General features: G+C 72.0%; 19 protein-coding genes. 13 read left to right on the top strand and 6 right to left on the bottom strand.

Going from position 1 to position 26528, the window contains the following annotated elements; all coding sequences use genetic code 11:
* Nucleotides 1–9: 9 nt before the first annotated feature.
* The gene (locus ACIO9J_RS19285; protein ID WP_402000442.1) at nucleotides 10–423 is read right to left on the bottom strand and encodes a hypothetical protein; all 414 of its coding nucleotides are present in this window, start codon (nucleotides 421–423) and stop codon (nucleotides 10–12) included.
* A 111-nt stretch (nucleotides 424–534) separates the two neighbouring features.
* Between ACIO9J_RS19285 and ACIO9J_RS19280 the strand changes: the two genes are divergently transcribed.
* The 5 genes from ACIO9J_RS19280 to ACIO9J_RS19260 all read left to right on the top strand — a co-directional run bounded on the left by ACIO9J_RS19280 (nucleotide 535) and on the right by ACIO9J_RS19260 (nucleotide 9359).
* A complete protein-coding gene (locus ACIO9J_RS19280; RefSeq protein ID WP_402000439.1) occupies nucleotides 535–3672 on the top strand; it encodes an alpha-N-acetylglucosaminidase TIM-barrel domain-containing protein in 3138 nt (1045 codons plus the stop codon).
* Nucleotides 3673–4624: 952 nt separating this feature from the next.
* Nucleotides 4625–6538 (top strand): hypothetical protein, encoded by a 1914-nt coding sequence (locus tag ACIO9J_RS19275; RefSeq protein WP_402000436.1) that lies wholly within the window; start codon nucleotides 4625–4627, stop codon nucleotides 6536–6538.
* 61 nt (nucleotides 6539–6599) lie between these two features.
* Nucleotides 6600–7505, top strand: coding sequence for a metal-dependent hydrolase (locus tag ACIO9J_RS19270; protein ID WP_402000434.1), 906 nt, complete (start codon nucleotides 6600–6602; stop codon nucleotides 7503–7505).
* Between the two features lies 1 nt (nucleotide 7506).
* Nucleotides 7507–8574, top strand: a complete 1068-nt coding sequence (locus ACIO9J_RS19265) for a PDR/VanB family oxidoreductase (protein ID WP_402000431.1) — start codon at nucleotides 7507–7509, stop codon at nucleotides 8572–8574.
* A 74-nt stretch (nucleotides 8575–8648) separates the two neighbouring features.
* The gene (locus tag ACIO9J_RS19260; RefSeq protein WP_402000428.1) at nucleotides 8649–9359 is read left to right on the top strand and encodes a TetR/AcrR family transcriptional regulator; all 711 of its coding nucleotides are present in this window, start codon (nucleotides 8649–8651) and stop codon (nucleotides 9357–9359) included.
* Here ACIO9J_RS19260 and ACIO9J_RS19255 read toward each other — a convergent pair.
* Nucleotides 9335–9727, bottom strand: coding sequence for a 5-carboxymethyl-2-hydroxymuconate Delta-isomerase (locus ACIO9J_RS19255; protein ID WP_402000425.1), 393 nt, complete (start codon nucleotides 9725–9727; stop codon nucleotides 9335–9337). The two genes, ACIO9J_RS19260 and ACIO9J_RS19255, sit on opposite strands and share 25 nt — an antisense overlap.
* Before the next feature lie 54 nt (nucleotides 9728–9781).
* Here ACIO9J_RS19255 and ACIO9J_RS19250 point away from each other — a divergent pair, with 54 nt between their 5' ends.
* On the top strand, nucleotides 9782–9994 hold the full coding sequence (locus tag ACIO9J_RS19250; protein WP_402000422.1) for a hypothetical protein: 213 nt from the start codon (nucleotides 9782–9784) through the stop codon (nucleotides 9992–9994).
* Here ACIO9J_RS19250 and ACIO9J_RS19245 read toward each other — a convergent pair.
* Nucleotides 9991–11592, bottom strand: a complete 1602-nt coding sequence (locus ACIO9J_RS19245; RefSeq protein ID WP_402001124.1) for a SpoIIE family protein phosphatase — start codon at nucleotides 11590–11592, stop codon at nucleotides 9991–9993. The genes ACIO9J_RS19250 and ACIO9J_RS19245 overlap by 4 nt on opposite strands.
* A gap of 90 nt (nucleotides 11593–11682) precedes the next feature.
* Nucleotides 11683–14391, bottom strand: coding sequence for a pullulanase-type alpha-1,6-glucosidase (gene pulA, locus ACIO9J_RS19240; protein WP_402000419.1), 2709 nt, complete (start codon nucleotides 14389–14391; stop codon nucleotides 11683–11685).
* Nucleotides 14392–14555: 164 nt separating this feature from the next.
* Here pulA and ACIO9J_RS19235 point away from each other — a divergent pair, with 164 nt between their 5' ends.
* The 7 genes from ACIO9J_RS19235 to ACIO9J_RS19205 all read left to right on the top strand — a co-directional run bounded on the left by ACIO9J_RS19235 (nucleotide 14556) and on the right by ACIO9J_RS19205 (nucleotide 23009).
* Nucleotides 14556–15995 (top strand): alpha-amylase family protein, encoded by a 1440-nt coding sequence (locus ACIO9J_RS19235; protein WP_402000416.1) that lies wholly within the window; start codon nucleotides 14556–14558, stop codon nucleotides 15993–15995.
* Between the two features lie 134 nt (nucleotides 15996–16129).
* Complete coding sequence (locus tag ACIO9J_RS19230) at nucleotides 16130–17425, top strand: extracellular solute-binding protein (protein WP_402000413.1); 1296 nt, start codon at nucleotides 16130–16132, stop codon at nucleotides 17423–17425.
* Between the two features lie 62 nt (nucleotides 17426–17487).
* The gene (locus ACIO9J_RS19225; protein WP_402001121.1) at nucleotides 17488–18366 is read left to right on the top strand and encodes a carbohydrate ABC transporter permease; all 879 of its coding nucleotides are present in this window, start codon (nucleotides 17488–17490) and stop codon (nucleotides 18364–18366) included.
* A gap of 14 nt (nucleotides 18367–18380) precedes the next feature.
* Nucleotides 18381–19289, top strand: a complete 909-nt coding sequence (locus ACIO9J_RS19220; RefSeq protein WP_402000409.1) for a sugar ABC transporter permease — start codon at nucleotides 18381–18383, stop codon at nucleotides 19287–19289.
* 44 nt (nucleotides 19290–19333) lie between these two features.
* Entirely contained in the window at nucleotides 19334–20974 is a 1641-nt protein-coding gene (locus ACIO9J_RS19215) for a glycoside hydrolase family 13 protein (RefSeq protein ID WP_402000406.1), read from the top strand.
* A 25-nt stretch (nucleotides 20975–20999) separates the two neighbouring features.
* Nucleotides 21000–22025, top strand: a complete 1026-nt coding sequence (locus ACIO9J_RS19210) for a LacI family DNA-binding transcriptional regulator (protein WP_267894270.1) — start codon at nucleotides 21000–21002, stop codon at nucleotides 22023–22025.
* Nucleotides 22026–22130: 105 nt separating this feature from the next.
* On the top strand, nucleotides 22131–23009 hold the full coding sequence (locus ACIO9J_RS19205) for a phosphatase PAP2 family protein (RefSeq protein ID WP_402000403.1): 879 nt from the start codon (nucleotides 22131–22133) through the stop codon (nucleotides 23007–23009).
* A gap of 25 nt (nucleotides 23010–23034) precedes the next feature.
* Here ACIO9J_RS19205 and ACIO9J_RS19200 read toward each other — a convergent pair whose 3' ends face one another.
* Together ACIO9J_RS19200 and ACIO9J_RS19195 are read right to left on the bottom strand one after the other, a co-directional pair.
* Nucleotides 23035–23340, bottom strand: a complete 306-nt coding sequence (locus ACIO9J_RS19200) for an SCO0607 family lipoprotein (RefSeq protein ID WP_402000400.1) — start codon at nucleotides 23338–23340, stop codon at nucleotides 23035–23037.
* A gap of 119 nt (nucleotides 23341–23459) precedes the next feature.
* A complete protein-coding gene (locus ACIO9J_RS19195; protein ID WP_402000397.1) occupies nucleotides 23460–26504 on the bottom strand; it encodes a bifunctional [glutamine synthetase] adenylyltransferase/[glutamine synthetase]-adenylyl-L-tyrosine phosphorylase in 3045 nt (1014 codons plus the stop codon).
* Between the last annotated feature and the right edge of the window lie 24 nt (nucleotides 26505–26528).

Raw genomic sequence — 26528 nt, 5'->3', positions numbered from 1 at the left:
TCCGCCGCCTCATCCCCCGTGGCCGCCGTGGTGGGCGCCGCCGTGCGTTCCCGCGGCGTCCACCACGGTGCCACCGAGCCGCTCGCGCAGCGCCGAGATGTCCTGGGCACCGCCGACCGCGACCCAGGTCCCGCCGACGAGGTACGTACCCCCGTAGTCGTTCGCCTCGTCGAGCCATTCGGCCTGGCCACGGGCATTTGTAAAGGTTACGAGCACGTAGTGCCGGGCACCGTTGTCACAGGTGGCCTGCCGTAGTTCGGCCGCGTCCGTCTGGACCTCGGGCCTGCACCGCGCCTTGGCCGCCAGCTGCTCCAGGCTGCCGCTCGCCGTGTCCGGTGTGCCGTCACCGTCCGAGCCGCACCCCACCACCGCAAGCAGCACTCCCACCGCCATGCCCGCGAGCACGCTCCGCGCTGCCCTCATCGTCCCACCAGACCCTTCCGGCGAGCCGAACTCGCCATCTTCTTCCGCGGCGTTGAGCCCCGCGGGCCACGCGGATACCGTGCGCCGCAGCCTTCAACGCAGGGGGTACACATGTCCGATCCGTCCCGCCGTACCGTGCTCGGCACCGCAGGAGCGCTCGGCCTCGGGGCCGCCGTCGGCGGGGTGCCGCTGCCGGCCGCCCACGCCGCCGGGCCCGGTGGACCCGCCGGGGGCCCAGCCTTCGATACGGATTCCGCGCGCTCGGCACTCAACAGACTCCTGCCGCATCACGCGGAACAGATCCGCCTCGGACTCGTCCCCGCGCGGGGCCGCGAGGACCGCTTCCGGGTCACCGGAACCACCGGACGGATCGAGGTGTCGGGCACCACGCCCGCGGTGCTGCTCACCGGCGTCCACTGGTACCTGAAATACGTGTGCGGCGCCCACATCGCCTGGAACGGCAGCCAGTTGGACCTGCCGCACCGGCTCCCCGCACCCTCCAGGCCACTGGCGCGGTCCACCACGCTCCCGCACCGCTTCGCGCTCAACGACACCAACGACGGCTACACCGCACCGTACGCCGACTGGGCGTACTGGGAGCGGATGATCGACGTACTCGCCCTGCACGGCTGCAACGAGGTCCTGGTGATCGCGGGCACCGAGGCCGTCCACCACCGCGTCCTCAAGGAGTTCGGCTACTCCGACGCCGAGGCGAGGGCCTGGCTCCCCGCGCCGTCGCACCAGCCCTGGTGGCTGCTGCAGAACCTGTCCGGCTACAGCGGCCCGCTCTCCGACCAACTCATCGCCGACCGCGTCGAGTTGGGCCAGCGCATCGTACGAAGGCTGCGCTCCCTCGGCATCTCGCCCGTCCTCCCCGGCTACTACGGCAACGTGCCCGACGGATTCGTCCAGCGCAACGGCGGCGACGCCCGCGTCGTGCCGCAGGGCTCCTGGCACGGATTCAAGCGGCCCGACTGGCTCGACCCGCGCACCACCGCCTTCGCCCAGGTCGCCGCCTCCTACTACCGTCACCAGGAACAACTCTTCGGCCCCGCCTCGTACTTCAAGATGGACCTCCTGCACGAGGGCGGCACCGCCGGTGACGTGCCCGTGCCCGCCGCCGCGCGCGGCGTGGAGAGCGCCCTGCGCACCGCGCGGCCCGGCGCCACCTGGGTCATCCTCGGCTGGGAGGCCAACCCGCTGCCCGAACTCCTCGACGCCGTCGACAAGAAGCGGATGCTGATCGTGGACGGCGTGTCCGACCGGTACGCGCGCGTCCCCGACCGCGAGAAGGACTGGGGCGGCACGCCGTACGCCTTCGGCACCATCCCCAACTTCGGCGGGCGCACCACGATCGGCGCCCGCACCCACCTCTGGAACGAGCGGTTCTTCGCCTGGCGCGACAAGGCGGACAGCGCCCTGGCGGGCACCGCTTTCATGCCCGAGGCCACCGACCGGGACCCCGCCGCCTTCGAGCTCTTCTCCGAACTGGCCTGGCGCGCGGACGCCCCCGACCGGGCCGACTGGTTCTCCTCGTACGCCGACTTCCGCTACGGCGGACGCGACGGCGACGCCAGGGCCGCCTGGCGCGCCCTGCACGACACCGCCTACCAGCACACCGCCGTGGAGCGCAGCGACGCCCACGACTCCCTCTTCGCCGCCCGCCCCGACCTCGCGGCCAACCGCGCCGCCGAGTACGCGCCGCGCGCCCTCACCTACGACCCCGGCCGCTTCGACGCCGCGTTCGCCGGGCTGCTCGGCGTGCGGGGCGCGCTGCGCGGCAGCGCCGCCTACCGGTACGACCTGGTGGACGTGGCCCGGCAGGCCCTCGCCCACCGCAGCAGACAGCTCCTGCCGCAACTGCGGCGCGCCTACGCCCGCGGGGACCGGCCGACGTTCACCGCCCTCTCGACGCTGTGGCTGCGGCTGATGCGACTCGCCGACGAGCTGACGGGGACCGACACCGCCTTCCTGGTGGGGCCCTGGATCGAGGCCGCCCGGCGGATGGGGACGAGCGAGACGGAGCGGGCCGAGTTCGAACGGACCGCGAAGGTCCTCATCACCGTGTGGGGCGGCCGCGACACCTCCGAGGGCGGCAAGCTCCACGACTACGGCAACCGCGAATGGCAGGGCCTCATGGGCGACTTCTACGTCCCCCGGTGGCAGCGGTGGCTCGACGAACTCTCCGACGCGCTGGCCACGGGGCGCGAGCCGAAGGCCGTCGACTGGTTCGCGGTCGAGGAACCGTGGACGCGCGAGCACAAGACCTACCCCCTACGCGCGGCAGGCTCCGCGTACCGAACGGCCACCCGCGTACGGGACGTACTCTCCCGCGCCCCCTACCAGGGCACCCTCGACGTCGAGACCGACCCGCCCGCCCTGCCGCCGGGCGGCGAGGGCCACGTCACCGCCCTCTTCCACAACGTCAACGGACTCCGCGCCACCGGCCGCGTCGACTTCACCCTCACCGGCATCGACGCGGAGCCCTCCGGCCCCGCCTCCCTGGACGAGGTCGCGCCGGGCGGCACGGGACGGGTCACCTGGCGGGTCCGCACACCGGGCACCCCCCTGGACCGCCCGCTGCGACCACTCCCCTACGAACTCGCGGTGCGGTACGGGCCACGGGGCGAGGCACGGGTACGAACCGTCCAGGAAGGCACGCTGTTCGAGGCGGGCCCGGTGGGGAGTGGATGGCGTACGTACACCAACAACGGTGCTGTCTTCGGTGAGTTGGAGGGCCGGTACGGGATCCAAGGGGGCGGTGCCGACCTGTGGAAGGGCACGACGGAGTTCGGAACGCTCTACAGGCCGGGGGCCCTGACGGAAGGAACCTCCGCCACCGTCCAGGTCACCTCCCAGGACCCGACGGGCCCCTGGGCCCGCGCCGGCCTCATCGCCCGCAACTCCCTGGCCACGGCGGGCTCCCCCGGCTTCCTCGACCTGGCGGTCACTCCCGCCAACGGAGTGGTGCTCTCGTACGACACGAACGGCGACGGAACGCTGGACACGTACAAACGGATCACGGGGATCAAGGCCCCGGCACTGCTCCGGTTGACACGGTCCACGGCCGGCAAGTCCTTCACCGCCGAGTGCTCGACGGACGACGGGGCGACGTGGCGGACGGTGGCGGTGGTGGAGGTGCCCGGGGTTGCTGGTGGCGGGGTGGACGTGGGGATGTTCATGAGCGCGACGAATGGTGGGGACGGGGGGAGGGGGCTGGTGGAGTTCGGGCGGTGGCAGGTGGGGTAGCTGGCGGGGGCGCCTCGGACCGGGCCGGGGTGGGTCGGCACCGGGGGGGGCGGGTGCGCGGGGTTCGTCTGCTGGGTGTGGGGTCGCGTGGGTGTGTGGCTGGGGGCGTCTGCCGGTGCGGGCGCGTCGCTGGCCCGGTTGGGGTTGGTTTGCTGGTTTGGGCCGTGTGGGGCTGGGGCGGGTGCGCGAGCTTCGTCTTGGGGGCGGGGCCGCGGGGGTATGTGCGTACTCGCCATCCCGGGGCCAGAGCCAATGGACTTGCTTCCCTGCCCCGGTGTCCACTGTGCTCCGTTCGCACATACCCCCACGTCCCCTCAGGACGGCTGCGCGACCGGCTCCCGGTGGGGGCCGACCTCCATCCACCCCAGATCGCACCGCTGCCCCAGTCCCACTCGATGCCCCACAGGCCCACGGCCGCGAGCGCGACCGGAGGGGACGTAGCAGCAGACCAGGCCCGCCCCTCGACCACACCCCGGCGGGGTCGCCACGCGCATCCGGACAGCGTGACCCGAGAAGACGTGACGGTAGGTCGGACCGGTCCCACGACCACGCCCCGGTGCGGGTGGCTTTCCATACACCCCGGACCGCGCCGATCCCCCAGCCCACCCCACCCGGTGCCCCACCGCCCCGCAGCCGCGAGCGAGACCCGAGGGGACGCGGCGGTATGTCTGCCCGGAGCACAAGTGGCCACGAGCCGAGGTGCATGAATGTGGCCGCTCACCGGGATAGCGAGGACGGACATACCGCCGCGGCCCCGCCCCTAGACGCAGCCGAGGCGCGACAGGAGCCACCGGCCCCTACTGGCCACCCATCGGCGCGGAGAAACGGGTGGGCGGGTGGGAAAGGATCCGGCGCGAAGCGGCGGGGCAGGGCGGGTCAGGTCCAAGGCCCAGGGGCCAGGGTGAAGTGACCATCTCACCATTCGCTCGTTTTGCTGAACGTGTCGTCGAAAGTGCAGTCACAGCCCCAGTCCCGGAACAGCGCCAGCGCCAACGCCCCCGTCGTAGACGTGGAACACGCAGAGGCCGCCCTCGTCGAGCACTATCCACGGCTCGTCAGGATCGCCTACCTGGTCCTGCCGCCCAGCCTGGGGCGCAACCGCAGGGTGCTGACCGCGCACGCCCTCGCGCAGCGCGCACTGCCGCGTGGCAGGAAGTCGGGCGACGAGGTCGTCGTCCCCACGCAGCGCGGCACCGGCGAGCGGCGCGACGGTGACCCGGGCTACGCCTACGTACGGCTGCGCGTGGTCCGCACCGCCCTGGACGCGGGCCTGCCGCTGCGGCGCAAGGCGTGGCCCCGGCGGGCCCAACTGCCGTCGCTGCTCCCCCAGGTGTGGGGCCTGCGGCTCTTCCCCCGCTCCGGCGGGTCCGACGAGCTCGCCCTGGACCAGCGGCTCTCCGCGCTGTCCGGCGCCGCCCGCGCGGCCTACGTGCTGCGCGGTCTGGAGCGGCTCGACGACTCCGACGTACTCGACGTGCTCGAAGCCGCGGGCTGCGCGGACCCGGGTGACGCGCTGGCGGAGGCGGACGAGGTGGAGGCCGCGTACGGGCTCCTGGAGTCGCCGGAGTTCGACCCGTGTTCGCTGCACGCGCGGCCGACGGATCTGATGCGGCGCAGGCAGCACATGAAGGCCGCGGGCGTGGCGGCCGTCGCCACCCTCGTCTGTGGCGCGCTGCTGGGGCTCCCCGGTGACAGCTGGGGGCCGGACGGCGCCGCCGCTCCCCCGTACGCCCAGAATCCCGCGGGCCAAGCCGCCCTGGATCCGGGGAAGTTGACGACCGCGTCCGCGAGCGCGTGGAAGCGGTCGGCGCGCACCGACTTCTCGACGTGGCCCGCACGGGGCGATCTGGTCGGAGACCGGGCGCTGTTGCGGCGCGCGCTCGCCGTGTGGGCGCGGCCGGGCGAGTCCGTGCAGGTGTCCGCCACGCCGGGCACCGCGGCGGGGGCGCCGCCGGGACCCGCGCAGCTGCTCTTCGCCGGTGACGTGGACGAGACCCATGTCGTCCTGCTCTACGACGGTCTGCGCATCGTCAGGTACGCCGAGCCGAAGGAGGGCACGAGCGGCGCCGCCCTCGACTTCGCGCGGGTGGACGGCGCGACCAGCGGCGAGGCGAACGCCGTCGTGGTCAGCCGCGCGGACGGCAACGTCCGCTATCTCACCGCCCCTTGGGTCGGCACGGCCACGGTGGCGGACCTGCTGAAGCCCGCCGCGAAGGACGTTCCCCTGCACCGTGCGGCGGACGGCGTCACCGACCCGTTCGCCAGTCCGGCCACCGCCAGCGGCTGCACCTCGTGGAACGCGCTGCGGCTGCGCGACGAATCCGGCACGATCCGGATGTCGACCGACCTCGGCGAACTGGTCCCCGCCCATCTGACGGCGGGACGGCCGGGGGCCCCGCGCGAGGCGTCGCCCGCGGCGTGGGCGAAGTCCGCGTGCTCCCTCGCCTCGGTGCGCTCGCACGGCGTACGGTCCGTGAACTCCTGGGCGTACGCCCGTCAGACGCTGCCCGAGGCCAACGGGACCGCCGCGTGGGTCTGCACCAGGGCCGACACGTGGCGGGGCGGCGGCAGCCGCATCCTCGCGCAGTTCCAGACGACGGGCCCGGTCGGCGCGGTCGCCGCGAAGGCCGAGGACTCGCCGGCCTGCGGCGGCCGGGATCCGCACGTCCTCGCGGGCGTCCTGTGGAAGTCGCGGGCCGGGAGCTGGTACCTGCTCGGCGCGGGCAGCAGGGACGTCACGTCCGTGACGGCGTCCGGCGGCGAGCGGGTGAGCGGCCATGTGCTCGCCGTGCCGACGAAGCGGAGCGCTCGGGCGCGGCTCAGCGGCGAGCTCGCCGACGGCCGGAAGGTGTCCACGCTGCGATAGGCGGAAAGTTCCCGTCGCAGACCCCTGTACCCCCACGACTACCCATCAGTACATTGACGCCATGTCTAATACGCAGGGCCGGGCGCCCAAGCCCCTCGCGTCCGAGCACATACCGCTCAAGGCACGCAACGTCTCCTTCTCCTGGGAGAGCACACCGCTCCACTGGCTTCCGAACGACCCGTTCACCACGCACACCATCAACGTGCTGCACCTGCTCCTGCCCGCGGGCGAGCGCTGGTTCGTGCACGTCTACAAGCAGGTGCTGCCGCTCATCCGCGACGAGCGCCTGCGCGAGGACGTGATCGGGTTCATCGGCCAGGAGGCCATGCACTCGCAGGCCCACGACGAGGTCCTGCCGCACCTCAAGGAGCAGGGGCTCGACCCGACGCCGTACACCGCGCAGGTCGACTGGCTCTTCGAGAAGCTGCTCGGCGACCGGACGCTGCCGCCGGGCAGGGCGAGCCGCTGGTGGCTGATGGAGCGGGTCGCGATGATCGCGGCCATCGAGCACTACACCGCGTTCCTGGGCGACTGGGTGCTCAACGCCGACGAGCTGGACCACAGGGGCGCCGACCCGACCATGCTGGACCTGCTGCGCTGGCACGGCGCGGAGGAGGTCGAGCACCGGTCCGTCGCCTTCGAGCTGTTCATGCACGTCGACGGCAGCTACCGGCGCCGGGCGAGGACCTGGGCCACCGCGTTCAGCGCCCTGGTCTTCCTGTGGCAGCGCGGGACGCGGTTCTTCATGGAGAACGACCCGACGCTCGTCGAGGGGAAGGCGAGCTTCAAGGACTTCTACCGCAGCGGACGCGCGGGGACCCTGCCCACCGCGGGCGCCATGGTCCGGTCCATCCCCCGCTATCTGAGCCGGAGTTACCACCCCTCCCAGGAGGGCAGCACGGCGCAGGCCGTCGCCTATCTCGCCTCCTCGCCCGCCGCCACCGCCGCCGAGAAGGGCGCCGCCTGACATGCCCCGCATCCGCACCTTCGCCCTCGTCGCGGGCGTCGCCCTGCTCACCCGGCGGGCCATGCGCCGCCGCATCGACGCCTCCCCGCTGTGGCCGCTGCCCGCCCTGGACGAGCCGGTCTCCGGGCAGCCGCGCTCGCGTGCGCTGCGGCTGCGCGTGGCCGGGCACGAGACGGTCGCCGACGGCGTCGTCCGGCTGCGGCTCGCGGGCGAGCGGCTGCCCGGCTGGCAGCCGGGCGCCCATCTGGACCTCGTCCTGCCGTCCGGGCTGGTGCGCCAGTACTCGCTCTGCGGTGACCCCGCCGACTCCTCCTCGTACACCGTGGCGACCCGGCTGATCCCCGCGGACCAGGGCGGCAGGGGCGGCTCGCGCGAGGTGCACGAGCAGCTCGGCGAGGGCGTCGAGGTGGAGGTGCGCGGGCCGCGCAACCGCTTCCCGCTCGCCGACGCGCCGTCGTACGTCTTCGTGGCGGGCGGCATCGGGATCACCCCGATCCTGCCGATGCTGCGGGCCGTGGAGGCCGCGGGCGCGCCCTGGCGGCTGCTGTACGGGGGGCGTTCGCGGGCCTCGATGCCGTTCCTCGAAGAGATCGAGAAGCTCGGCGCCCCGGCCGGGCGGGTCACCGTCGTCGCGCAGGACGAGGACGGGCTGCCGGACCCGGCCGCCTTCCTCGCGGAGTGCGCGCCGGGCACGGCGGTGCACGTGTGCGGGCCCGAGCCGCTCATGGACGCCGTCGCCGCGGCGCTGCCCGCCGACTGCACGCTGCACCTGGAGCGGTTCACGCCGCGCGCCGCCACCGACGGCAACGCCGCCTTCGAGGTCGAACTGCGGCGCAGCGGACGCACGGTGACCGTCCCCGCGGACTCCACCGTGCTGGCCGCCGTCCGCGCCGAGCTGCCGAACACCGCGTACTCCTGCGCGCAGGGCTTCTGCGGTACGTGTCAACAGCGGGTCGTCGAGGGGGAGATCGACCACCGCGACGAGCTGCTCACCGACGAGGAGCGGGCGGGTTCGATGCTGATCTGCGTCTCGCGGGCGCGCGGCGAACGGATCGTCCTGGACATGTGAGACATGCCGTACCTGTGAACTGCCGTACGGGACCGGCCCGTCGGGGGGCCTGTTCTGCTCGGTAAGGTGTTCGCATGACTACCGGGGTGCGCCGCAGGATGGGTGTCGAGGAGCGGCGGCGGCAGTTGATCGGGGTCGCGCTCGAACTGTTCAGCCACCGCTCGCCCGACGATGTCTCCATCGACGAGATAGCAGCGGCCGCGGGCATCTCGCGCCCGCTGGTCTACCACTACTTCCCCGGCAAACTCAGCCTGTACGAGGCGGCGTTGCGCCGGGCCGCGGAGGATCTGGCCGAGCGGTTCGTCGAGCCGCACGAGGGGCCGCTCGGTGCCCGGCTGCTGCGTGTGATGGGACGCTTCCTCTCCTTCGTCGACGAGCACGGGCCCGGCTTCTCCGCGCTGATGCGCGGCGGCCCGGCGGTCGGCTCGTCGACGACGAACGCGCTGATCGACTCGGTGCGGCAGGCCGCGTACGACCAGATCCTGCGGCACCTGGGCGTCACGGACCCGCCCGCCCGCCTCGAACTCGTCGTGCGCTCCTGGATCTCGCTCGCCGAGTCGACCGCGCTGATCTGGCTGGACGGGCGGCGCATCCCGCGCGCCGAGCTGGAGTTGCAGCTCGTGCACGACTTCGCGGCGCTGGCCGCGGTGAGCGCCGCGTACGACGAGGAGATGGCCGATGTGCTGCGCGGCATCCTCGCCGCGGAGCCCGCCGATGGACCGTTCGGGGAGCTGATCGGGCGGCTCGTCGCGCTGGTGCCTCAGGCGTCCGCCGACTTGCGGTAGGACGCGTCCAGGTCCCTGACCTCGGCCGACGCGTGCAGACGCAGACCGCTCCCGGGTGTCACGCACCGCCGCAGGAGCTCCAGCGCGCCCTCGCTCAGCCGCGCCTTGACCTCGGGTGACCGTCCGGGCAGCAGCCCGATCATGACGTGCGCGATGCCGTCGTCGCCCGCGCCGTCCCCGACCACGCTCCCCTCGGTCCTGACGAACCGGGTCTTGCAGGTGTCGGCCGCGGCGCCCGCGACCTCGACGAGCAGCGGGTGCAGCGCCAGCGCGAACCCCTTGCGGTCGAAGGCGTCCTCGAGCTGTGCCGAGGCATGGGCCACCCCTCGTACGTCCGGTGTCGCGCCCACCCTTACGGTGATCGCCATGACGGCGCAACTGACCTTCCGCGGCGCGGGGCGCGCCCCGGCACCGGCCGTGCGATGCTCACCACCGCCGAACGGCGGATAGCCGCGGCGGGCCGCGGCCTGTGCCGCCTGGACTGCATGACGACGGTGCCCCGGCTGCGCACCTACTACGAGCAGGCCGGGTACACGGCCGTCGGCGAGCTGCCGGGCAAGGTGGCGCCCGACGGGAGCACCTACGGCGTGACGCTCCTGGAGAAGCGGCTGCGCGAGGACCCAGAAAGGCCCTAGCCCTCGCCCGTCAGGCGTACGGCGAGGAGGGCGATGTCGTCGTCCCTGTCGTGGCCGAAGCAGGCGAGCAGCGTGTCGCACAGGGCCGTGACGCCCGCCGGCGCGTCGGCCGCCGCCGCGCGCAGGTGCTCCATGGAGACCGCGAGGTCGGTGCCGCGGGTCTCGATGAGGCCGTCGGTGACCATGAGGAGCCGGTCCGTGGGGCGGAGGACCGTCTCGGTGGGTTCGGGGCGCTGGAGGCCGAGGCCGAGCAGCGGGCCCTTGGCGCTGAGGTAGTGGGCGGTGCCGCCGTCGCCGACGACGAGCGGCGGGATGTGTCCGGCGTTGGCGACGCGGGTGCGGCCGGTCCCGGGGTCGACGAGCGCGAGGCACAGGGTGGCCGTCCGCTCGGGGTGGTAGCGCTGGAGCATGGTGTCGAGCCGGTGGGCGAGCGAGGCGGGGTCGGGGTCCTCGACGCAGTAGGCGCGCAGCGCGTGCCGGATCTCGACCATCACGGTGGCGGCGTCCAGGGAGTGCCCCACGACGTCGCCGATGGCCGTGAGCAGGCCCTGTGAGGTGTGCAGGGCCGCGTAGAAGTCACCGCCGATCTCGGTGTCGCGGGAGGCGGGTTCGTAGCGCACGACGACTTCCGTGCCGGGCACCTGCGGCACGTGCGTCGGCAGGAAGCTGCGCTGCAGCGTCAGGGCGATGTGGCGTTCCATCTCGTACATGAGCAGTCGCTCCGCGGCGAGCGCGGTGGCGTGGGCGAGCCTGCCCACGAGACGCCCGGTGTCGGGGTCGAGTCCATGGGCGTACGCGGGGGTGGCGAGGCAGACGGGCTCGCAGCCCTCGCGGGCGCGGGCCAGCGCGAGCCGGGCGCCGTCCTGCTGTGTGCCGGGCCCCTCGGCGTGGAAGAAGCCGGCGGGCCAGAGCGGGGCGGGCACGACGGTGGTGCGCACGCCGGTCCTGCCCGCCATGACGCGCCGGGCGAGGCGGGCCACCGCGTCGTGCGCTCCGTCGTCGGGCAGTGAGGCGGTGGACCTGCGCAGGGACAGGCCGCGGTAGAGCGTGCCGTCCTCGCCGAGGACGAAGGCGGCGGCGGGTCCCCCGGTGATGCGGGCCGTGCCGACGGCGGCGGCCTCGGCGAGTTCGCGCGGGCAGCGGGCCGACTGCACGTGGAGGATGGTCTCGGCGAGCTGGGTGAGGTGCCCCGCGTGCGCCTCCGCGTCGCTGCGGTGCCGGGCGCCGCGGGCCACGGCGCGCACGACGGCCTGGATCTCCTCCGGTTCGGCGGGCACCGTCAGATAGGCCTCGCCGCCCGCGTCGAGGCCCCGGCACCGGTCGGCGGGGGCGATCTGCGCGGCCGAGAAGTGCACGACGGGCAGGGCCGCGATCAGCGGTGACTGTTTCATGCGGCGGCACAGCTCGAAGCCGTTCATGTCGGGCAGGCCCACGTCGACGAGGGCCACGTCGGGCAGTTCGCCCGCGCGCTGGCGCACGTCGAGTTCGACGAGGGCCTCGCCGGCGCTGGCGGCGAGGACGACGCGGTGGCCGTCCCTGCGCAGCACGGCGCCGAGCGCGTATCTGCTGGCGGCGACGTCGTCGACCACCAGGATCATGGTGTCTGCCTTGCCGTTGACGCTCACGCGGGGCCTCTTTGGGGGTGACCGGGCAGACCCCCCGCGGGCCTGCCCGACCAAGTTAGCGCTCTAGTGCACGTTGCGGGAGAAGACCGCCACGGTCCGACCGGGAACGGTGAAGATCCCGGAACTTTCGTCGTACGAGGAGGACTTGACGATAGGGTCTGCGCCCTTCGACTGCGCGGGGTGCAAGTGGTACGGGTGCCCCGCGGCGTCGCGCACCCGCTGTTCCTCGGTGTCCGGGGTGGCGTTGATGACGACGACGAGATCGCCCGCGCGCAGGGTGATGACCCCGGGCGTCTCCTCGCGTCCCGACAGCGGGAAGGAGAGGGTGCGCTGCACGTCCGCCGTGGTGCGCTGCTTGAAGGCGGGCTCGGTCGTACGGATTTTCAGCAGATCCCGGTAGGCGGCGGACGTCGCCGTGATGTCCGCGCAGCCGACCCGTACCGATGTCAGCAGCGGTGTGGCGTAGGGCCACTTGGGCCGGTTGTCGGCGGCCGGGGGCAGCCCCCGGCCGAAGCCGTTCCCGTCGCGGCAGTCCCAGTGCAGGGCGTTGAACCAGTCGCCGCTGTCGTAGGAGTTGCGGTCGAGGGACTTGGAGCGCAGCAGGTCGGTGCCGGCCTGGGAGAGCGCGGGGCCTTGGGAGAGCGCCGCCGTCGCGAGCGCGAGGACCTGCATGCGCGCGCGGGCCGCGGGCGGCGTCGACGCGGGCAGTTTGAAGGCGAGGGCGTCGAAGAGGGTCTCGTTGTCGTGCGCGTCGGCGTAGGCGAGGGCGTCGCCGGGGGCGGCCGCGTATCCGGCGGGCGCCCCGTTGTAGTCGACGTCGGAGCCCTTGACCGTACGGCCCGACGAGTCGGTGAACCTGTACCCGGCGAGGTTCCCGGTGAGGCCGACCTTGATGAGGTCCTGGTAGTGCAGGAGCCGGGCCTTCTGTTCGGCCTCGGTGCCGTTGGCCGGTGAGGAGTTGGGGTCGGTGTACAGGCCGCTGGCGAAGCCCTGGACGCCCGGGTCCTCGTCGAAGGGGCCGCCGCCGCGCACCGCGTCGCGGGCCCGGTCGGAGAAGGTCGCGATGCCGGTGCCCGCCATGTTCCGCTGGGTGGCCTGGACGAAGCGGGCGTCGTCGGCGATCTCGCCGAAGTTCCAGCCCTCGCCGTAGAGGATGATCCGCTTGCCGTCGACGCCGTCCTTCTCGGGGGTGAGCGCGTCGAGGGCCTTGCGGACGGCGAGGATGTTGGCCTTGGGGTGGTGTCCCATCAGGTCGAAGCGGAATCCGTCGACCTTGTACTGGCGGGCCCAGGTGACCAGGGAGTCCACGACGAGCTTGCCCATCATGGCGTTCTCGGGCGCGGTGTTGGCGCAGCAGGTGGAGTTCGCGACGGTGCCGTCGGCGAGGAGCCGGTGGTAGTAGCCGGGCACGATCCGGTCGAGGACGGACTTCGGGTCCTGGCCGCTGGCCGCCGTGTGGTTGTAGACGACGTCCATGACGACGCGCAGGCCCTCGCCGTTGAGTGCCTTGACCATCTCGCGGAACTCGACGGTGCGCTTGGTCCCCTCGGGGTCGGTGGCGTACGAGCCTTCGGGCACGGTGTAGTGGTACGGGTCGTAGCCCCAGTTGTAGGCGTCGTCGGCGGCGACGGCGGCCACGCACTCCTGCTGCTTGTCGGAGTCGGCGGCGTAGGAGGCGAGGTCGCAGTCGGGGGTCTTCTGGTCGGCCCGGCGCTCGGGGATGGTCGCGATGTCGAAGGCGGGCAGCAGGTGGACGTACGACGTCCCGGCCTTCGCGAGCTTCTTGAGGTGCCGCGAGCCCTTGCTGCGGGTGTCGGTGAAGGCGAGGTAGGTGCCGCGGTGGCGGGCCTTTGCGGTGCGGTCGGAGGCGGAGAAGTCGCGGATGTGCAGTTCCTGGATCCGCGCGTCGGCGGGCGCGACCGCCTCGGGCTTGCGCAGCCGTGACCAGCCCTTGGGGGCGAGGGACTTGGCGTCGAGGTCGACGATCAGGCTGCGCGTGGAGTCGGCGGTCAGGCCGAGCGCGTACGGGTCGGTGACCTTGTTGGTGACGACGGCGCGGGCGCTCGGGGACCAGACCTTGACGACGTAGCGGTACGTCTTGCCGGTCCAGGACCTGGGGCCTGTGACGGACCAGATGCCGCTGCCGCCGTCCCGCTCCATGGCCACCGGGGCGCGCCTGCCGCCGAGTTCGAGGGTGACGGACTGCGCGGTGGGCGCCCAGACGGAGAGGGTGACGCCGTGCTCGCGGACGACGGGGCCGAGTGCGGCGTCGGCGGCGCGGGCGGCGTAGAGGTCGTCGAGGACGCCCTGGGTCTGCACGCCGGTGGCGGTGACGAGGGTGCCGTCGGCCGCCTGCCGGGTGAGGACGACCTGTCCGGTGAGCGCGTAGGCGACGCGGGCGCGGTCGGGGTCACGGACCGCGTAGGCGGCGTAGGAGGCGAGGTGCGGGAACTTCTTCCGCTGGGCGGCGGAGAGGCCGCCGGGTATCTCGCGGAGCGCCAACTCCTCTCCGCTTCCGGTGAGTTCACCGTCGCGTACGGCGAGTTCGCCCTCCCGGTCGGCGACGAGCCGGGTGGTGGCCGCGGTGGTGTCGTCGCGCGGGACGGCGACGGTGGCGCGGTCGATCCACTGGGCCCTCGACTTCGTCAGGTCGACCGGGGCGTCGCCGTCGGGCGGTGCCGCTCCCGCCGGCAGCGCGGCGAAGAGGGCCGCGACGAGCGCGAGCACGATGCCGGTGACCGCCACGGTGCGGTGTCTGAACTCCTTGGCCATGACCGGGGAACGTACCGCCAACTCCTTCTTGCAGCAAGACATTGCAAGAAGTTCCAGACGACGCATTGACTGGGCCCCACCGACCCCTCCACTCTCACCACGACGCGCAACTCGGGCCGCATGGACCGGTGTTGCCCCCCCACCGTGAACGAAGGAGCCGCAGCATGCCCACATCCCCACGACCGCGGCCACGACGGCGCGCCGCGCGACTGCTCGCGGCGGGCACCCTGGCCCTGGGCGGCCTCTCCGCCCTGCCCGCCACCCCCGCGACGGCGCGCGCCACGGACACCGGCGTCCCCAACGGCGACACCATCGCCAACCTCTGGGAGTGGAACTGGAAGTCGGTCGCCGCCGAGTGCACCGACGTGCTGGACCCGGCCGGCTACGGCGCGGTCCAGGTCGCCCCGCCCGCCGAGTCCCTGAAGGCCACGGGCCTCAACTGGTGGGACGTGTACCAGCCGTACTCGTACGGCCTGAACAGCAGGTTCGGTACGGAGCAGCAGTTCAGGGACATGGTCGCCACCTGCCACGGCGCGGGCGTCAAGGTGTACGTCGACGCGGTCGTCAACCACACGTCGGCGCAGCCCGGGACCGGCTACGGCGGCACGAAGATCTCCAACAAGTACGACACACCGGACTGGGATCCCGGCGACTACCACCGGGGCGACGACTGTAAGGACGAGGACCTCACGATCGACGACTGGTCGAACCTGAGCGAGGTGCAGAACTGCGAACTGCTCGGCCTGCCCGACCTGGAGACCGAGGAGGAGGACGTCCGCAAGGGCATCGCGGGCTATCTCGACAAGCTCACCGCCATCGGCGTCGACGGCTACCGCGTCGACGCCGCCAAGCACATCCCGGCTGCCGATCTCACCGCGATCGAGGGCTACTTGGAGCCCACGTCGTCCGGCGCGAAGCCCTACGTCTTCCAGGAGGTCTACCCGGGCGCGACCCCCGCGCCCGGCGACTACTACGGCACGGGTGACGTGCTGGACTTCACGTACGCGAGCAAGCTGAAGGACCAGTTCAGGGGCGACATCTCCAACCTGGAGACGTTCGGGGAGACCTGGGGGTTCGTGCCCGCCGACAAGTCGGCGACCTTCGTGACCAACCACGACACCGACCGCAACGGCTACACCCTGGGCCTGAAGGACGGCGCGGTCACCCGGCTCGCGAACATCTTCCAGCTGGGCCGCGGCTACGGCACCCCGTCCGTGTACGCCAGCTTCACCTGGTCGGACTCCGACGGGGCGCCGCCGAACGCCGACGGCTTCGTCACCGACACGGACTGCGCGGGCGGCTGGACCTGTCTGGACCGCGACACGGCGGTCAAGGGCGCGGTGGCCTTCCACAACGCCACCGACGGGGCGAGCTACACGAACTTCCAGGCCAAGTCGGCCGACGTCATCGGCTTCAGCAGGGGCGACAAGGGGTTCATGGCGCTCAACAACACGTCCGCGGACGCCACGTACACCTTCGCGACGAACCTCGCGGACGGGACGTACGAGAACGTCATCGACGGCGGAAAGAGCAGCGTGACGGTGTCCGGCGGTTCGGCCGAGATCACCGTTCCGGCGATGGGCGCGGTGGCGATCCACGGCTGACGGCCGCGCCGCAGCGCGGAGAAACAGTCCTGCAAGGTCTTTCGCAAGACCTTGCAGGACTGTTAACTTCCCTCCAGCCCGGCAGCCGTCGAAGGGACGGACGGCACAGCGGGTCCATCCCTCAGGAGTTCACTATGCGACGTGGCATATCGATCGCCGCCGCGGTCTGCGCCCTTGCGCTGACCGCCACCGCCTGCGGCGACGACGGTGACGAAGGATCGAACGGCAAGGCGAAGGACGCCAAGGACATCTCCGGCTCCCTCACCTACTGGGACACCTCGGACGCCACGACCGAGGCGCCGGTCTACAAGAAGCTGATCGACGACTTCGAGAAGAAGTACCCGAAGATCAAGGTCAATTACGAGAACGTCGAGTTCGCCTCGATCGAGCAGAAGTTCAAGTCCGCGGCCAAGACCGGCAAGGGCGCCCCCGACGTGATGCGCGCCGACGTCGGCCTGATCCCCGAGTACGCCTCGCTGCACTACATCGCCCCGCTGGACGGCACCCTCGCCCTCAAGGGCGGCACGGACGACTTCACCGAGGGCCCGCTGAACACCGCCAAGTACCAGGGCAAGACGTACGGCGTCCCCTCGGTCACCGACACCCTCGGGATCCTCTACAACAAGAAGCTCTTCGCGAAGGCCGGCATCAAGAAGGCGCCGACCACCTGGGACGAGTTCATCGAGACGTCGAAGACCATCAAGAAGAAGACCGGCGTCGAGGGCACCTACCTCAACCCCGACTCCTACTTCCTGCTGCCCTTCCTCTACGGCGAGGGCACCGACCTCGCCGACACCGAGTCGAAGAAGATCACGATCAACTCGCCGGAGGCCGTCAAGGCCGTCACCACGGCGAAGAAGGTCTACGACCAGGCGTCCGCGAAGGTCGACTTCGCCAACTCCTACGACAACATGCAGACCTCGTTCAAGAACGGCGAGGTCGCCATGCTGGTCCAGGGCCCCTGGTCGGTCACCGACGACCTCACCGGCAAGGCGTTCAAGGGCGACGAGGGCAACCTCGGCTTCGCCCCGGTCCCCGCGGGCTCCACCGGCAAGCCGCAGGCCCCCACCGGCGGCCACGACCTCACCGTCTACCAGGGCTCGAAGAACCTGGACGCCGCCTACCTGTTCACGCAGTTCATGACCTCGTCGGCGAGCCAGCAGAAGGTCGCCGAGGAGACCGCGACGCTGCCGACCCGCGAGTCCGCGTACACCCCCGAGGTCACCAAGGACGCCCGCATCAAGGGCTTCCACCCGATCATGAAGACCGCCCGGCCGCGCGTCGCGCTGCCCCAGGTCGGCAGCCTCTTCACGCCGCTGGTGCAGCAGTACACGAAGATCCTCCAGGGTGACGTCTCGGTGAAGTCGGGCCTCGACGCGGCCGCCGAGGGCTTCAAGAAGCTGCTGCCCGGCTACACCATCGGCAGCTGAGGCGAACTGACGTGATCACCGCACTTCGCCGCTCCTGGCAGAAGTACTGGTACGCCTGGGCGATGGTGGCGCCGGTCGCCATCGTCCTGGCCGTCCTGGTCCTCTATCCGCTGGGGTACGGCTTCTACCTCTCGCTCACCGACGCCAACGAGGCGAACGTGGCGCGGGACATCGGGGCCTTCCACGCCCCCGCGACGTACAAGACGGTCTGGTTCGACAACTACTGGTCGGTCCTCTCCGGCGCGGACGGCGACTTCTACCCGCGGCTGATCTGGACCGTGATCTGGACGGTGTCCTGCGTCGTCCTGCACATCGCCATCGGCATGGGCCTCGCGCTGCTGCTCAACCGCGAGATGCGCGGCAAGCTGCTCTACCGCGCCCTGCTGATCCTGCCGTGGGCGGTGCCCGCCTTCGTCGGCGTCTTCGCCTGGCGGCTGATGCTCAACTCGCAGTACGGCGTCTTCAACGACATGATCACCGCGGTCGGCCTGCCCGCCCAGAACTGGCTGGCGACCCCGCTCGCGCAGAAGACCGCGGTGATCATGGTGAACGTCTGGATCGGCGTCCCCTTCAACATGGTGGCGCTGCTCGGCGGGCTCCAGTCCATCCCCAAGGAGCTGTACGAGGCTGCCGAGATGGACGGCGCGTCCCCCTGGCAGCGGTTCGTGAACATCACGCTGCCCGGACTGCGCCCGGTGACCAACACCGTGGTCCTGCTCGGCTGCATCTGGACGTTCAACATGTTCGCGGTGATCTACCTCCTGCTCGGCCAGAACACCACCGGTGAGGCGGACATCCTCGTGACCTTCGCCTTCCGCAAGGCGTTCACCGGAGTGTCCGACTACTCCGGCGCAGCCACCTACGGAATCGTGATCCTCGCCCTCCTCCTCGCCTTCTCGACCTTCTACCGCCGCCGCCAGCTCAAGACCGAGCAGGCCTGAGGGGGCCCGTCACCATGACCTCAGCAACCACCCACTCCCCCGCGTCCGTCGCGGCCCCGGCGCAGACCGCGGCGCCGCGCGCGAAGCGGGTCCGCGGCCGCCACGAGCGTTCGACCTGGGGCTCGGTCGCGCTGCACGGCACGCTGATCCTGGCCAGCCTGGTCGCCGCGTTCCCCGTCGCGTGGATCGTCTTCATCTCGCTCGGCCCCAAGACCGCCTGGCAGAGCCCCGGCGAGGTGCTGAGCGACCTCAGCCTCGACAACTACGCCAAGGTCCTCACCGACACCGACTTCCCCCAGTGGTTCGGCGCCTCGGTGATCGTCGCGGGCGGCACCACCGTCCTCGGCGTGTTCCTCGCGGCGAGCGCGGGCTACGCGGTGTCCCGGATGCGCTTTCCCGGGCACAAGCAGCTGATGTGGTCCTTCCTGGTCACGCAGATGTTCCCGATGGCCGTCCTGATCGTGCCGCTGTACGAACTCCTCGCGCGCTTCGACCTGATCGACAACTACCTGGGGCTGATCCTCACGTACGCGACGACCGCGGTGCCGTTCTGCGCGTGGATGATGAAGGGGTACTTCGACACCATCCCGCACGAGATCGACGAGGCGGGCCGGGTCGACGGGCTCACCCCGTTCGGCACCTTCTGGCGGCTCATCGTGCCGCTGGCCAAGCCCGGCCTCGCGGTGACGGCCTTCTACAGCTTCCTCACCGCGTGGGGCGAGGTCGCCTACGCCTCGCAGTTCATGGGCGCCGACCACTACACCCTCGCCGTCGGCATCCGCACCTTCGCCACCGAGTCCCGCGCCGACTGGGCCATGATGACCGCCGCCTCGGTGATCATCCTGATCCCCGCGACGCTCGTCTTCCTCCTGGTCCAGCGCAATCTGGTGTCGGGCCTCACGGCCGGCGGCACCAAATCCTGACGCCCCTCCACTCCTTGTAACTCCCCGCACTCCTAAGGGACTTCATGACCCAGCACGTCACCACCGCGCCCGCCGCCACCGACTCCGCGCCCGTCCGCGAGTGGTGGCGCGACGCGGTCATCTACCAGGTGTACCCGCGCAGCTTCGCCGACGGGAACGGCGACGGCATGGGCGACCTGCCCGGCATCACCGCCCGCCTGCCCCACCTGCGCGACCTGGGCGTCGACGCCGTCTGGCTCTCCCCCTTCTACGCGTCGCCGCAGGCCGACGCCGGATACGACGTGGCGGACTACCGCGCCGTCGACCCGATGTTCGGCACCCTCACCGACGCCGACGACCTGGTCCGCGAGGCGCACTCGCTCGGCCTGCGCGTCATCGTCGACGTCGTGCCCAACCACTGCTCGGACCAGCACGAGTGGTTCAAGCAGGCGCTGCGCGAGGGCCCGGGATCGCCGCCGCGCGACCGCTTCCACTTCCGCGCGGGCCGCGGCGCGGACGGCGAACTGCCGCCCAACGACTGGGAGTCCATCTTCGGTGGGCCCGCCTGGACGCGCGTCGAGGACGGCCAGTGGTACCTGCACCTCTTCGCCCCCGAGCAGCCCGACTTCAACTGGGAACACCCCGCCGTCCACGACGAGTTCCGCTCCGTACTGCGCTTCTGGCTCGACCTCGGCATCGACGGCTTCCGCATCGACGTGGCGCACGGCCTGGTCAAGGCGGCGGGCCTGCCCGACATCGGCCACGAGGAACAGGTCAAGCTGCTCGGCAACCAGGCGGTGCCGTACTTCGACCAGGACGGCGTGCACGAGATCTACCGGGACTGGCGCCGGATCCTCGCGGAGTACGGCCCCGAGCGCATCGCCGTCGCCGAGGCGTGGACCCCCACCGTCGAGCGCAGCGCCCTGTACCTGCGCCCCGACGAGCTGCACCAGGCGTTCAACTTCGAGTACCTGACCACCGACTGGGACGCCGCAGCGCTGCGCGCCGTCATCGACCGCTCCCTGGTCGCGATGAACGCCGTCGAAGCGCCCGCCACCTGGGTGCTCTCCAACCACGACGTCGTACGCCACTCCACGCGCTTCGCCGAAGGGGACGAGGCGCGCGGCCTGCGCCGGGCCCGCGCGGCCACCCTGCTGATGCTGGCGCTGCCCGGCTCGGCCTACCTCTACCAGGGCGAGGAGCTCGGCCTTCCCGAGGTCACCGACCTGCCCGACGAGGTGCGCCAGGACCCGGCGTTCTTCCGCTCCGCGGGGCAGGACGGCACGCGCGACGGGTGCCGGGTGCCGCTGCCGTGGTCCGGTGAGCGCGCGCCGTTCGGCTTCGGTCCCGCCGAGGACGGCCCGAGCTGGCTGCCGCAGCCCGCGAACTGGAAGGACCTCTCGGTGGCCGCGCAGACCGGCGACCCGGCCTCCACGCTGGAGTTCTACCGCCGCGCGCTCGCCGTGCGCCGCGCGCACCCGGCGCTCGGCGCGGGCCACGACATCGCGTGGCTGCCCGCCCCCGACGGCGTGCTCGCCTTCCGCCGCGCCACGCCGGACGGTTCGTTCGTCTGCACGGTGAACGTCACCGGCGCCGCCGTCACGCTGCCCACCCCCGGCACCCTGCTCCTGGCGAGCGCCGACGTCGAACCGGGTGCCGCCGAGACCGTGCTGCCGGCCGATGCGACGGTCTGGTGGGCAGCCTGAGATGCGACCGGTACAGTCCAATCCTGTGACCGCACGGCTAGCCGACATCGCAGCCCAGGCGGGGGTCAGCGAAGCGACGGTCAGCCGGGTGCTCAACGGCAAGCCGGGCGTCGCCGCGGCCACCCGCCAGTCCGTGCTCGCCGCCCTCGACGTGCTCGGCTACGAGCGCCCGGTCCGCCTCCGCCAGCGCAGCGCGGGCCTGGTCGGGCTGATCACGCCGGAGCTGGAGAACCCGATATTCCCCGCGCTCGCGCAGGTCATCGGGCAGGCCCTCACCCGGCAGGGGTATACGCCGGTGCTCGCCACGCAGACCCCGGGGGGCTCCACCGAGGACGAGCTGACCGAGATGCTGGTGGACCGCGGGGTCTCCGGGATCATCTTCGTCTCGGGGCTGCACGCGGACACCTCGGCCGACATGCAGCGCTACGAACAGCTGCGGGCACAGGGCGTGCCGTTCGTCCTGGTGGACGGGTTCTCGCCGAAGGTGCAGGCGCCCTTCATCTCGCCGGACGACCGCGCGGCGATGCGCCTAGCGGTCACCCACCTCGTCTCCCTCGGTCATACGCGCATCGGGCTCGCCCTCGGCCCGAAGCGGTTCGTGCCCGTACAGCGGAAGATCGAGGGGTTCGTACGCACGATGCAGGACCAGCTCGCCCTCTCCCCCGACGAGATCGAGACCGATCTCGTGCAGCACTCCCTGTACACCCTGGAGGGCGGCCAGGCGGCGGCCGCGGCGCTGATGGACCGCGGCTGCACGGCCATCGCGTGCGCGAGCGACATGATGGCGCTCGGCGCGATACGGGCGGCGCGCCAGCGCGGTCTGGAGGTGCCGGACGACGTCTCGGTGGTCGGCTTCGACGACTCGCCGCTGATCGCGTTCACCGACCCGCCGCTGACCACGGTGCGCAAGCCGGTGCCCGCGATGGGGCAGGCGGCCGTCCGCACCCTCCTGGAGGAGATCGGCGGCACCCCCGCGCCGCACAGCGAATTCGTCTTCATGCCGGAACTGGTCGTTCGAGGTTCAACCGCTTCGGCGCCCAGGCGCCCCTAGGGGAGTCGGGGGTCCCCGGCTCGTTCCTGCGGCGGAGAGAATGCGGTCCGAACCCGACCAGGGGATGATCGGTCGAAGGGCGCGGATCTGGCAGACTTTGTTCCTATGGGTGAGACGACTGTGACGACACTTGAGGGCCGGCAGGGCCCCACCGCATCACCCATCGCGGGCACGGAAGACGACCGCAATGGGCGGACATTCACGCGGGTCCTGCGACGGCTCCGCACCCCCCGGCGTCCCCGGCTCTGGTTCGAGATCCTGCTGATCGCGGTGAGCTACTGGACGTACTCACTGATCCGCAACGCCGTGCCGGAACAGAAGGCGCAGGCCCTGCGGAACGCCGACTGGATCTGGCGGATCGAGCACGACCTGGGGATCGCCGTCGAGCAGAGCGTCAACCACGCCGTGAACTCGGTGACATGGCTCATCGTCGGCATGAACTACTACTACGCGACGCTGCACTTCGTGGTGACGCTCGGTGTCCTGGTGTGGCTGTTCCGCAAGCACCCGGGGCGGTACGCGGCCACGCGCCTGGTCCTCTTCGCTACGACGGCGGTGGCCCTGGTCGGCTACTACCTGTATCCGCTGGCACCGCCGCGCCTGATGAACGGCGGCGACTTCATCGACACGGTGGTGGTGCACCAGACGTGGGGCTCGATGGCGTCGGGCGACCTGAAGAACATGTCGAACCAGTACGCGGCGATGCCGTCCATGCACATCGGCTGGTCCCTGTGGTGCGGCCTGACGATCTTCGCCCTGGCCTCGGTGCCGTGGGTGCGGGTGCTCGGCCTGCTCTACCCCACGGCGACCCTCGTCGTGATCGTGGCGACCGCCAACCACTTCTGGCTGGACGCGGTGGGCGGCATGATCTGCCTGGCGTTCGGCTTCACGGTGGCCCGGTTCTGGTACGGCGCGCTGCCGTACGCGCTGCCGCGCGAGGTGGCGGTCAAGGGGGCGGCGCCCTTGCTGCCCGTGAAGGTCTGAGCGGCCCGCCGTAGGGCGGGAGGCCTTACTCCCCCGAGCCGCCCGGCGCCTTGATGATCTTGCCGTTCTTGTCGACCGTGTGCTTCTGCCAGTAGACGTCCCACTTGTCGCCGACGTGCTCGGGGACCTTGCCCTCGGGGTAGCGGACGTACCCCTTGGGCGGCTTCTCGCCGTCGGACACACAGGCGCTGCCGGTGTCACCGACCGTCATCACGGGGTACTCACCGCCACCACAGGTCGAGTCCTCCATCGAACAGCCGGTGGCGAGCAGCCCGAAGGCGGCGGTGGCCGCGGCGGCCAGGGCTACGGACGGGATGGCCTTGCGTCGCACGATGACTCCTTTTCGAGTGCTGGTACGACCAGCTTGCCGGGCCGCGCCGGGCCCGGCATGAGTACGCGTGCTCATCCGCACCCCGCACTCCCGCCCAGAAACACCCGTCCCCCGGGGCACTACGCCCCGTAGAACCGCTCCTCCACCACCGCCCGCGCCCTGCGCGTGATCCGCCGGTAGTCGTCGAGCATCTCGCCGACGTGTCCGGGGTCGTAGCCCAGATAGCGGGCGACCGCGGCCAGTTCGCGGCCGTCGGCGGGGAAGGTGTCGCCCGCGCGGCCGCGGACCAGCATCACCGCGTTGCGCACGCGCGTCGCGAGGACCCACGCCTCGTCGAGGATCGCCGCGTCCTCCGTCGGGATCAGCTCCGCGGCGCAGGCCGCGGCGAGCGCCTCGCGGGTGCGGGTGGTGCGCAGGCCGGGCTCGGCCCAGGCGTGCTCCAACTGCATGAGCTGGACGGTCCATTCGACGTCGGAGAGGCCGCCGCGGCCCAGCTTGGCGTGCAGCGTCGGGTCGGCGCCGCGCGGCATCCGCTCCGCCTCCATGCGCGCCTTGAGGCGGCGGACCTCGCGGATCGCGTCCTCGCCGAGGCCCTCGGCCGGGTAGCGCAGCGGGTCGACGAGCGCGGTGAAGGCGCGGCCGAGTTCCTCGTCGCCCGCGACCGGTTCGGCCCGCAGGAGCGCCTGGGACTCCCAGACCAGGGACCAGCGGCGGTAGTACGCCTCGTACGACTTGAGCGTACGCACCAGCGGGCCGCTCCTGCCCTCCGGGCGCAGGTCCGCGTCGATGAGCAACGGCGGGTCGGCGGACGGGATCTGGAGGAGCCTGCGCATCTCGGCGACGACCTTGGCGGCCGCCTTCGCCGCCTCCTGTTCGTCCGCGCCCTCGCGCGGCTCGTGCACGAAGAGGACGTCCGCGTCCGAGCCGTAGCCCAGCTCGTGGCCGCCGAAGCGGCCCATGCCGATCACGGCGAAGCGGGTCGGCAGCGTGTCGCCCCAGCCGTCGCGGACGACCGCGCGGAGCGTGCCCGCCAGGGTGGCCGCCGTCAGATCGGAGATGGCGTCGCCGACCCGGTCCACCAGCGCGCCGGGGTCAGCCTCTGCGGGGCTCTCCTCCGTGCCGTACGACCCGATGAGGTCGCCCGCGGCGGTGCGGAACAGCTCGCGCCTGCGCACCCCGCGCGTCACCGTCACCGCCTGCTCGGCGCCCTCCGCGCGGCGCACGGCGGCCAGGATCTCCTGTTCGAGGGGGTCACGGCCGCGCGGTTCGAGGCCCCGCGGGTCACCGAGCAGGGCGACCGCCTCGGGCGCGCGCAGCAGCAGGTCGGGGGCGAGCCGGCCCGCGGAGAGCACCCGGGCGAGATTCTCGGCGGCGGCGCCCTCGTCCCGCAGCAGCCGCAGGTACCAGGGCGTCTTGCCCAGCGCGTCGGAGACCTTGCGGAAGCCGAGCAGGCCCGCGTCCGGGTCGGCCGAGTCCGCGAACCAGCCGAGCAGGACGGGCAGGAGCGTGCGCTGGATGGCCGCCTTGCGGGACACCCCGGAGGCGAGCGCCTCCAGGTGCCTGAGGGCGGCGCTCGGGTCCGCGTAGCCGAGCGCGACGAGCCGCTCGCGCGCCGCCTCGGGGCTCAACCTGGTTTCCCCGGGGGCGAGTTGGGCGACGGCGTCGAGCAGCGGACGGTAGAAGAGCTTCTCGTTCAGGCGGCGCACCACGGAGGTGTGCCGCTTCCAGGCGCGGTTCAGCTCGGTGATCGGCTCGGTGCGCATGCCGAGCGAACGCCCGATGCGCCGCAGGTCCGCGTCGTCCTCGGGCACCAGATGGGTGCGCCGCAACTTGTAGAGCTGGATGCGGTGTTCGAGCGAGCGCAGGAAGCGGTACGCGTCGTCGAGCTGGGCGGCGTCGACGCGCCCCACGTAGCCGCCCGCGCCGAGCGCCGCGAGCGCTTCGAGCGTGGAGCCGCTGCGGATGGAGGTGTCGCTCCTGCCGTGCACCAACTGGAGCATCTGTACGGCGAATTCGACGTCGCGCAGCCCGCCGGGGCCGAGCTTGAGTTCCCGGTCGACCTCGCCCGCGGGGATGTTCTCGATGACGCGGCGGCGCATCCGCTGCACGTCGGCCACGAAGTTCTCGCGCTCGGCGGCGTGCCAGACGAGCGGCGCGAGCGTGGCCACGTACTCCTCGCCGAGCGCCAGATCACCGGCGACCGGGCGGGCCTTGAGCAGCGCCTGGAACTCCCAGGTCTTCGCCCACCGCTGGTAGTACGCGAGATGGCTGCTCAGGGTGCGCACCAGCGGTCCGTTGCGGCCCTCGGGGCGCAGGTTCGCGTCCACCGGCCAGATGGTGCCCTCGACGTTGGTCTCCGAGCAGATCCGCATCATGTGCGAGGCGAGCCGGGTCGCGGCCCGCAGCGCCTTGCCCTCGTCGGCGCCCTCGACGGCCTCGCCGACGAAGATGACGTCCACGTCCGAGACGTAGTTCAGCTCGTGGCCACCGCACTTGCCCATCGCGATGACCGCGAGCCTGCACTGCGCGGCGTCGCCGGGCGCGGCCGCGCCGGCCATCGCGAGCGCCGCGCGCAGCGTCGCCGTCGCGAGGTCGGCGAGCTCGGCGGCGGCCTCGGCGACGTCCGTGGTGCCGCACACGTCACGGGCCGCTATGGCGAGCAGGCAGCGGCGGTAGGCGACGCGCAGCGACACCGGGTCGGTGGCCTCGGCCAGCCCCCGCTCGAACTCCTCGACGCCGGGGTGCAGGTCGACCGCCTCGTAGGTGACCAGGGCCCGCCAGTCGCGGGGGTGCCTGGCCAGATGGTCGGCGAGCGCCTCGGAGGCGCCGAGCACGCCGAGCAGCCGGTCGCGCAGCGGCTTGGCGGTGACCAGGGTGTCGAGCAGCTCGCGGCGCCCCGGCTCGTCCTCCTGGCCCTCGACGAGCCGGACGAGTCCGAGCAGCGCGAGGTCGGGGTCGGCGGTGGCGCCGAGCGCGTCGAGGAGCAGCGGGTCGTCGCGGACCGTGTCCAGGTCCGGGGCGTCGAGCAGCCGCTCGGCCGCCGACGGGTCGGTGAAACCGTGCCGCAGCAGCCGTGTGAACGTACTGCTCCTGCGTCCCCCCGTCTCCCGCCACCCCCCTTTCAGCGGGCGCTTCGCGCTCTCCCCCTCGTGCGGCAGCGTCATGGTCCCGCGCCTCCGTTCGATCAC

The sequence above is a fragment of the Streptomyces sp. NPDC087300 genome (assembly GCF_044744425.1).
Classification (GTDB): domain Bacteria; phylum Actinomycetota; class Actinomycetes; order Streptomycetales; family Streptomycetaceae; genus Streptomyces.
The sequence above is the reverse complement of the archived record's forward strand: the minus strand, read 5'-3'. Positions and strand labels throughout refer to the sequence as shown.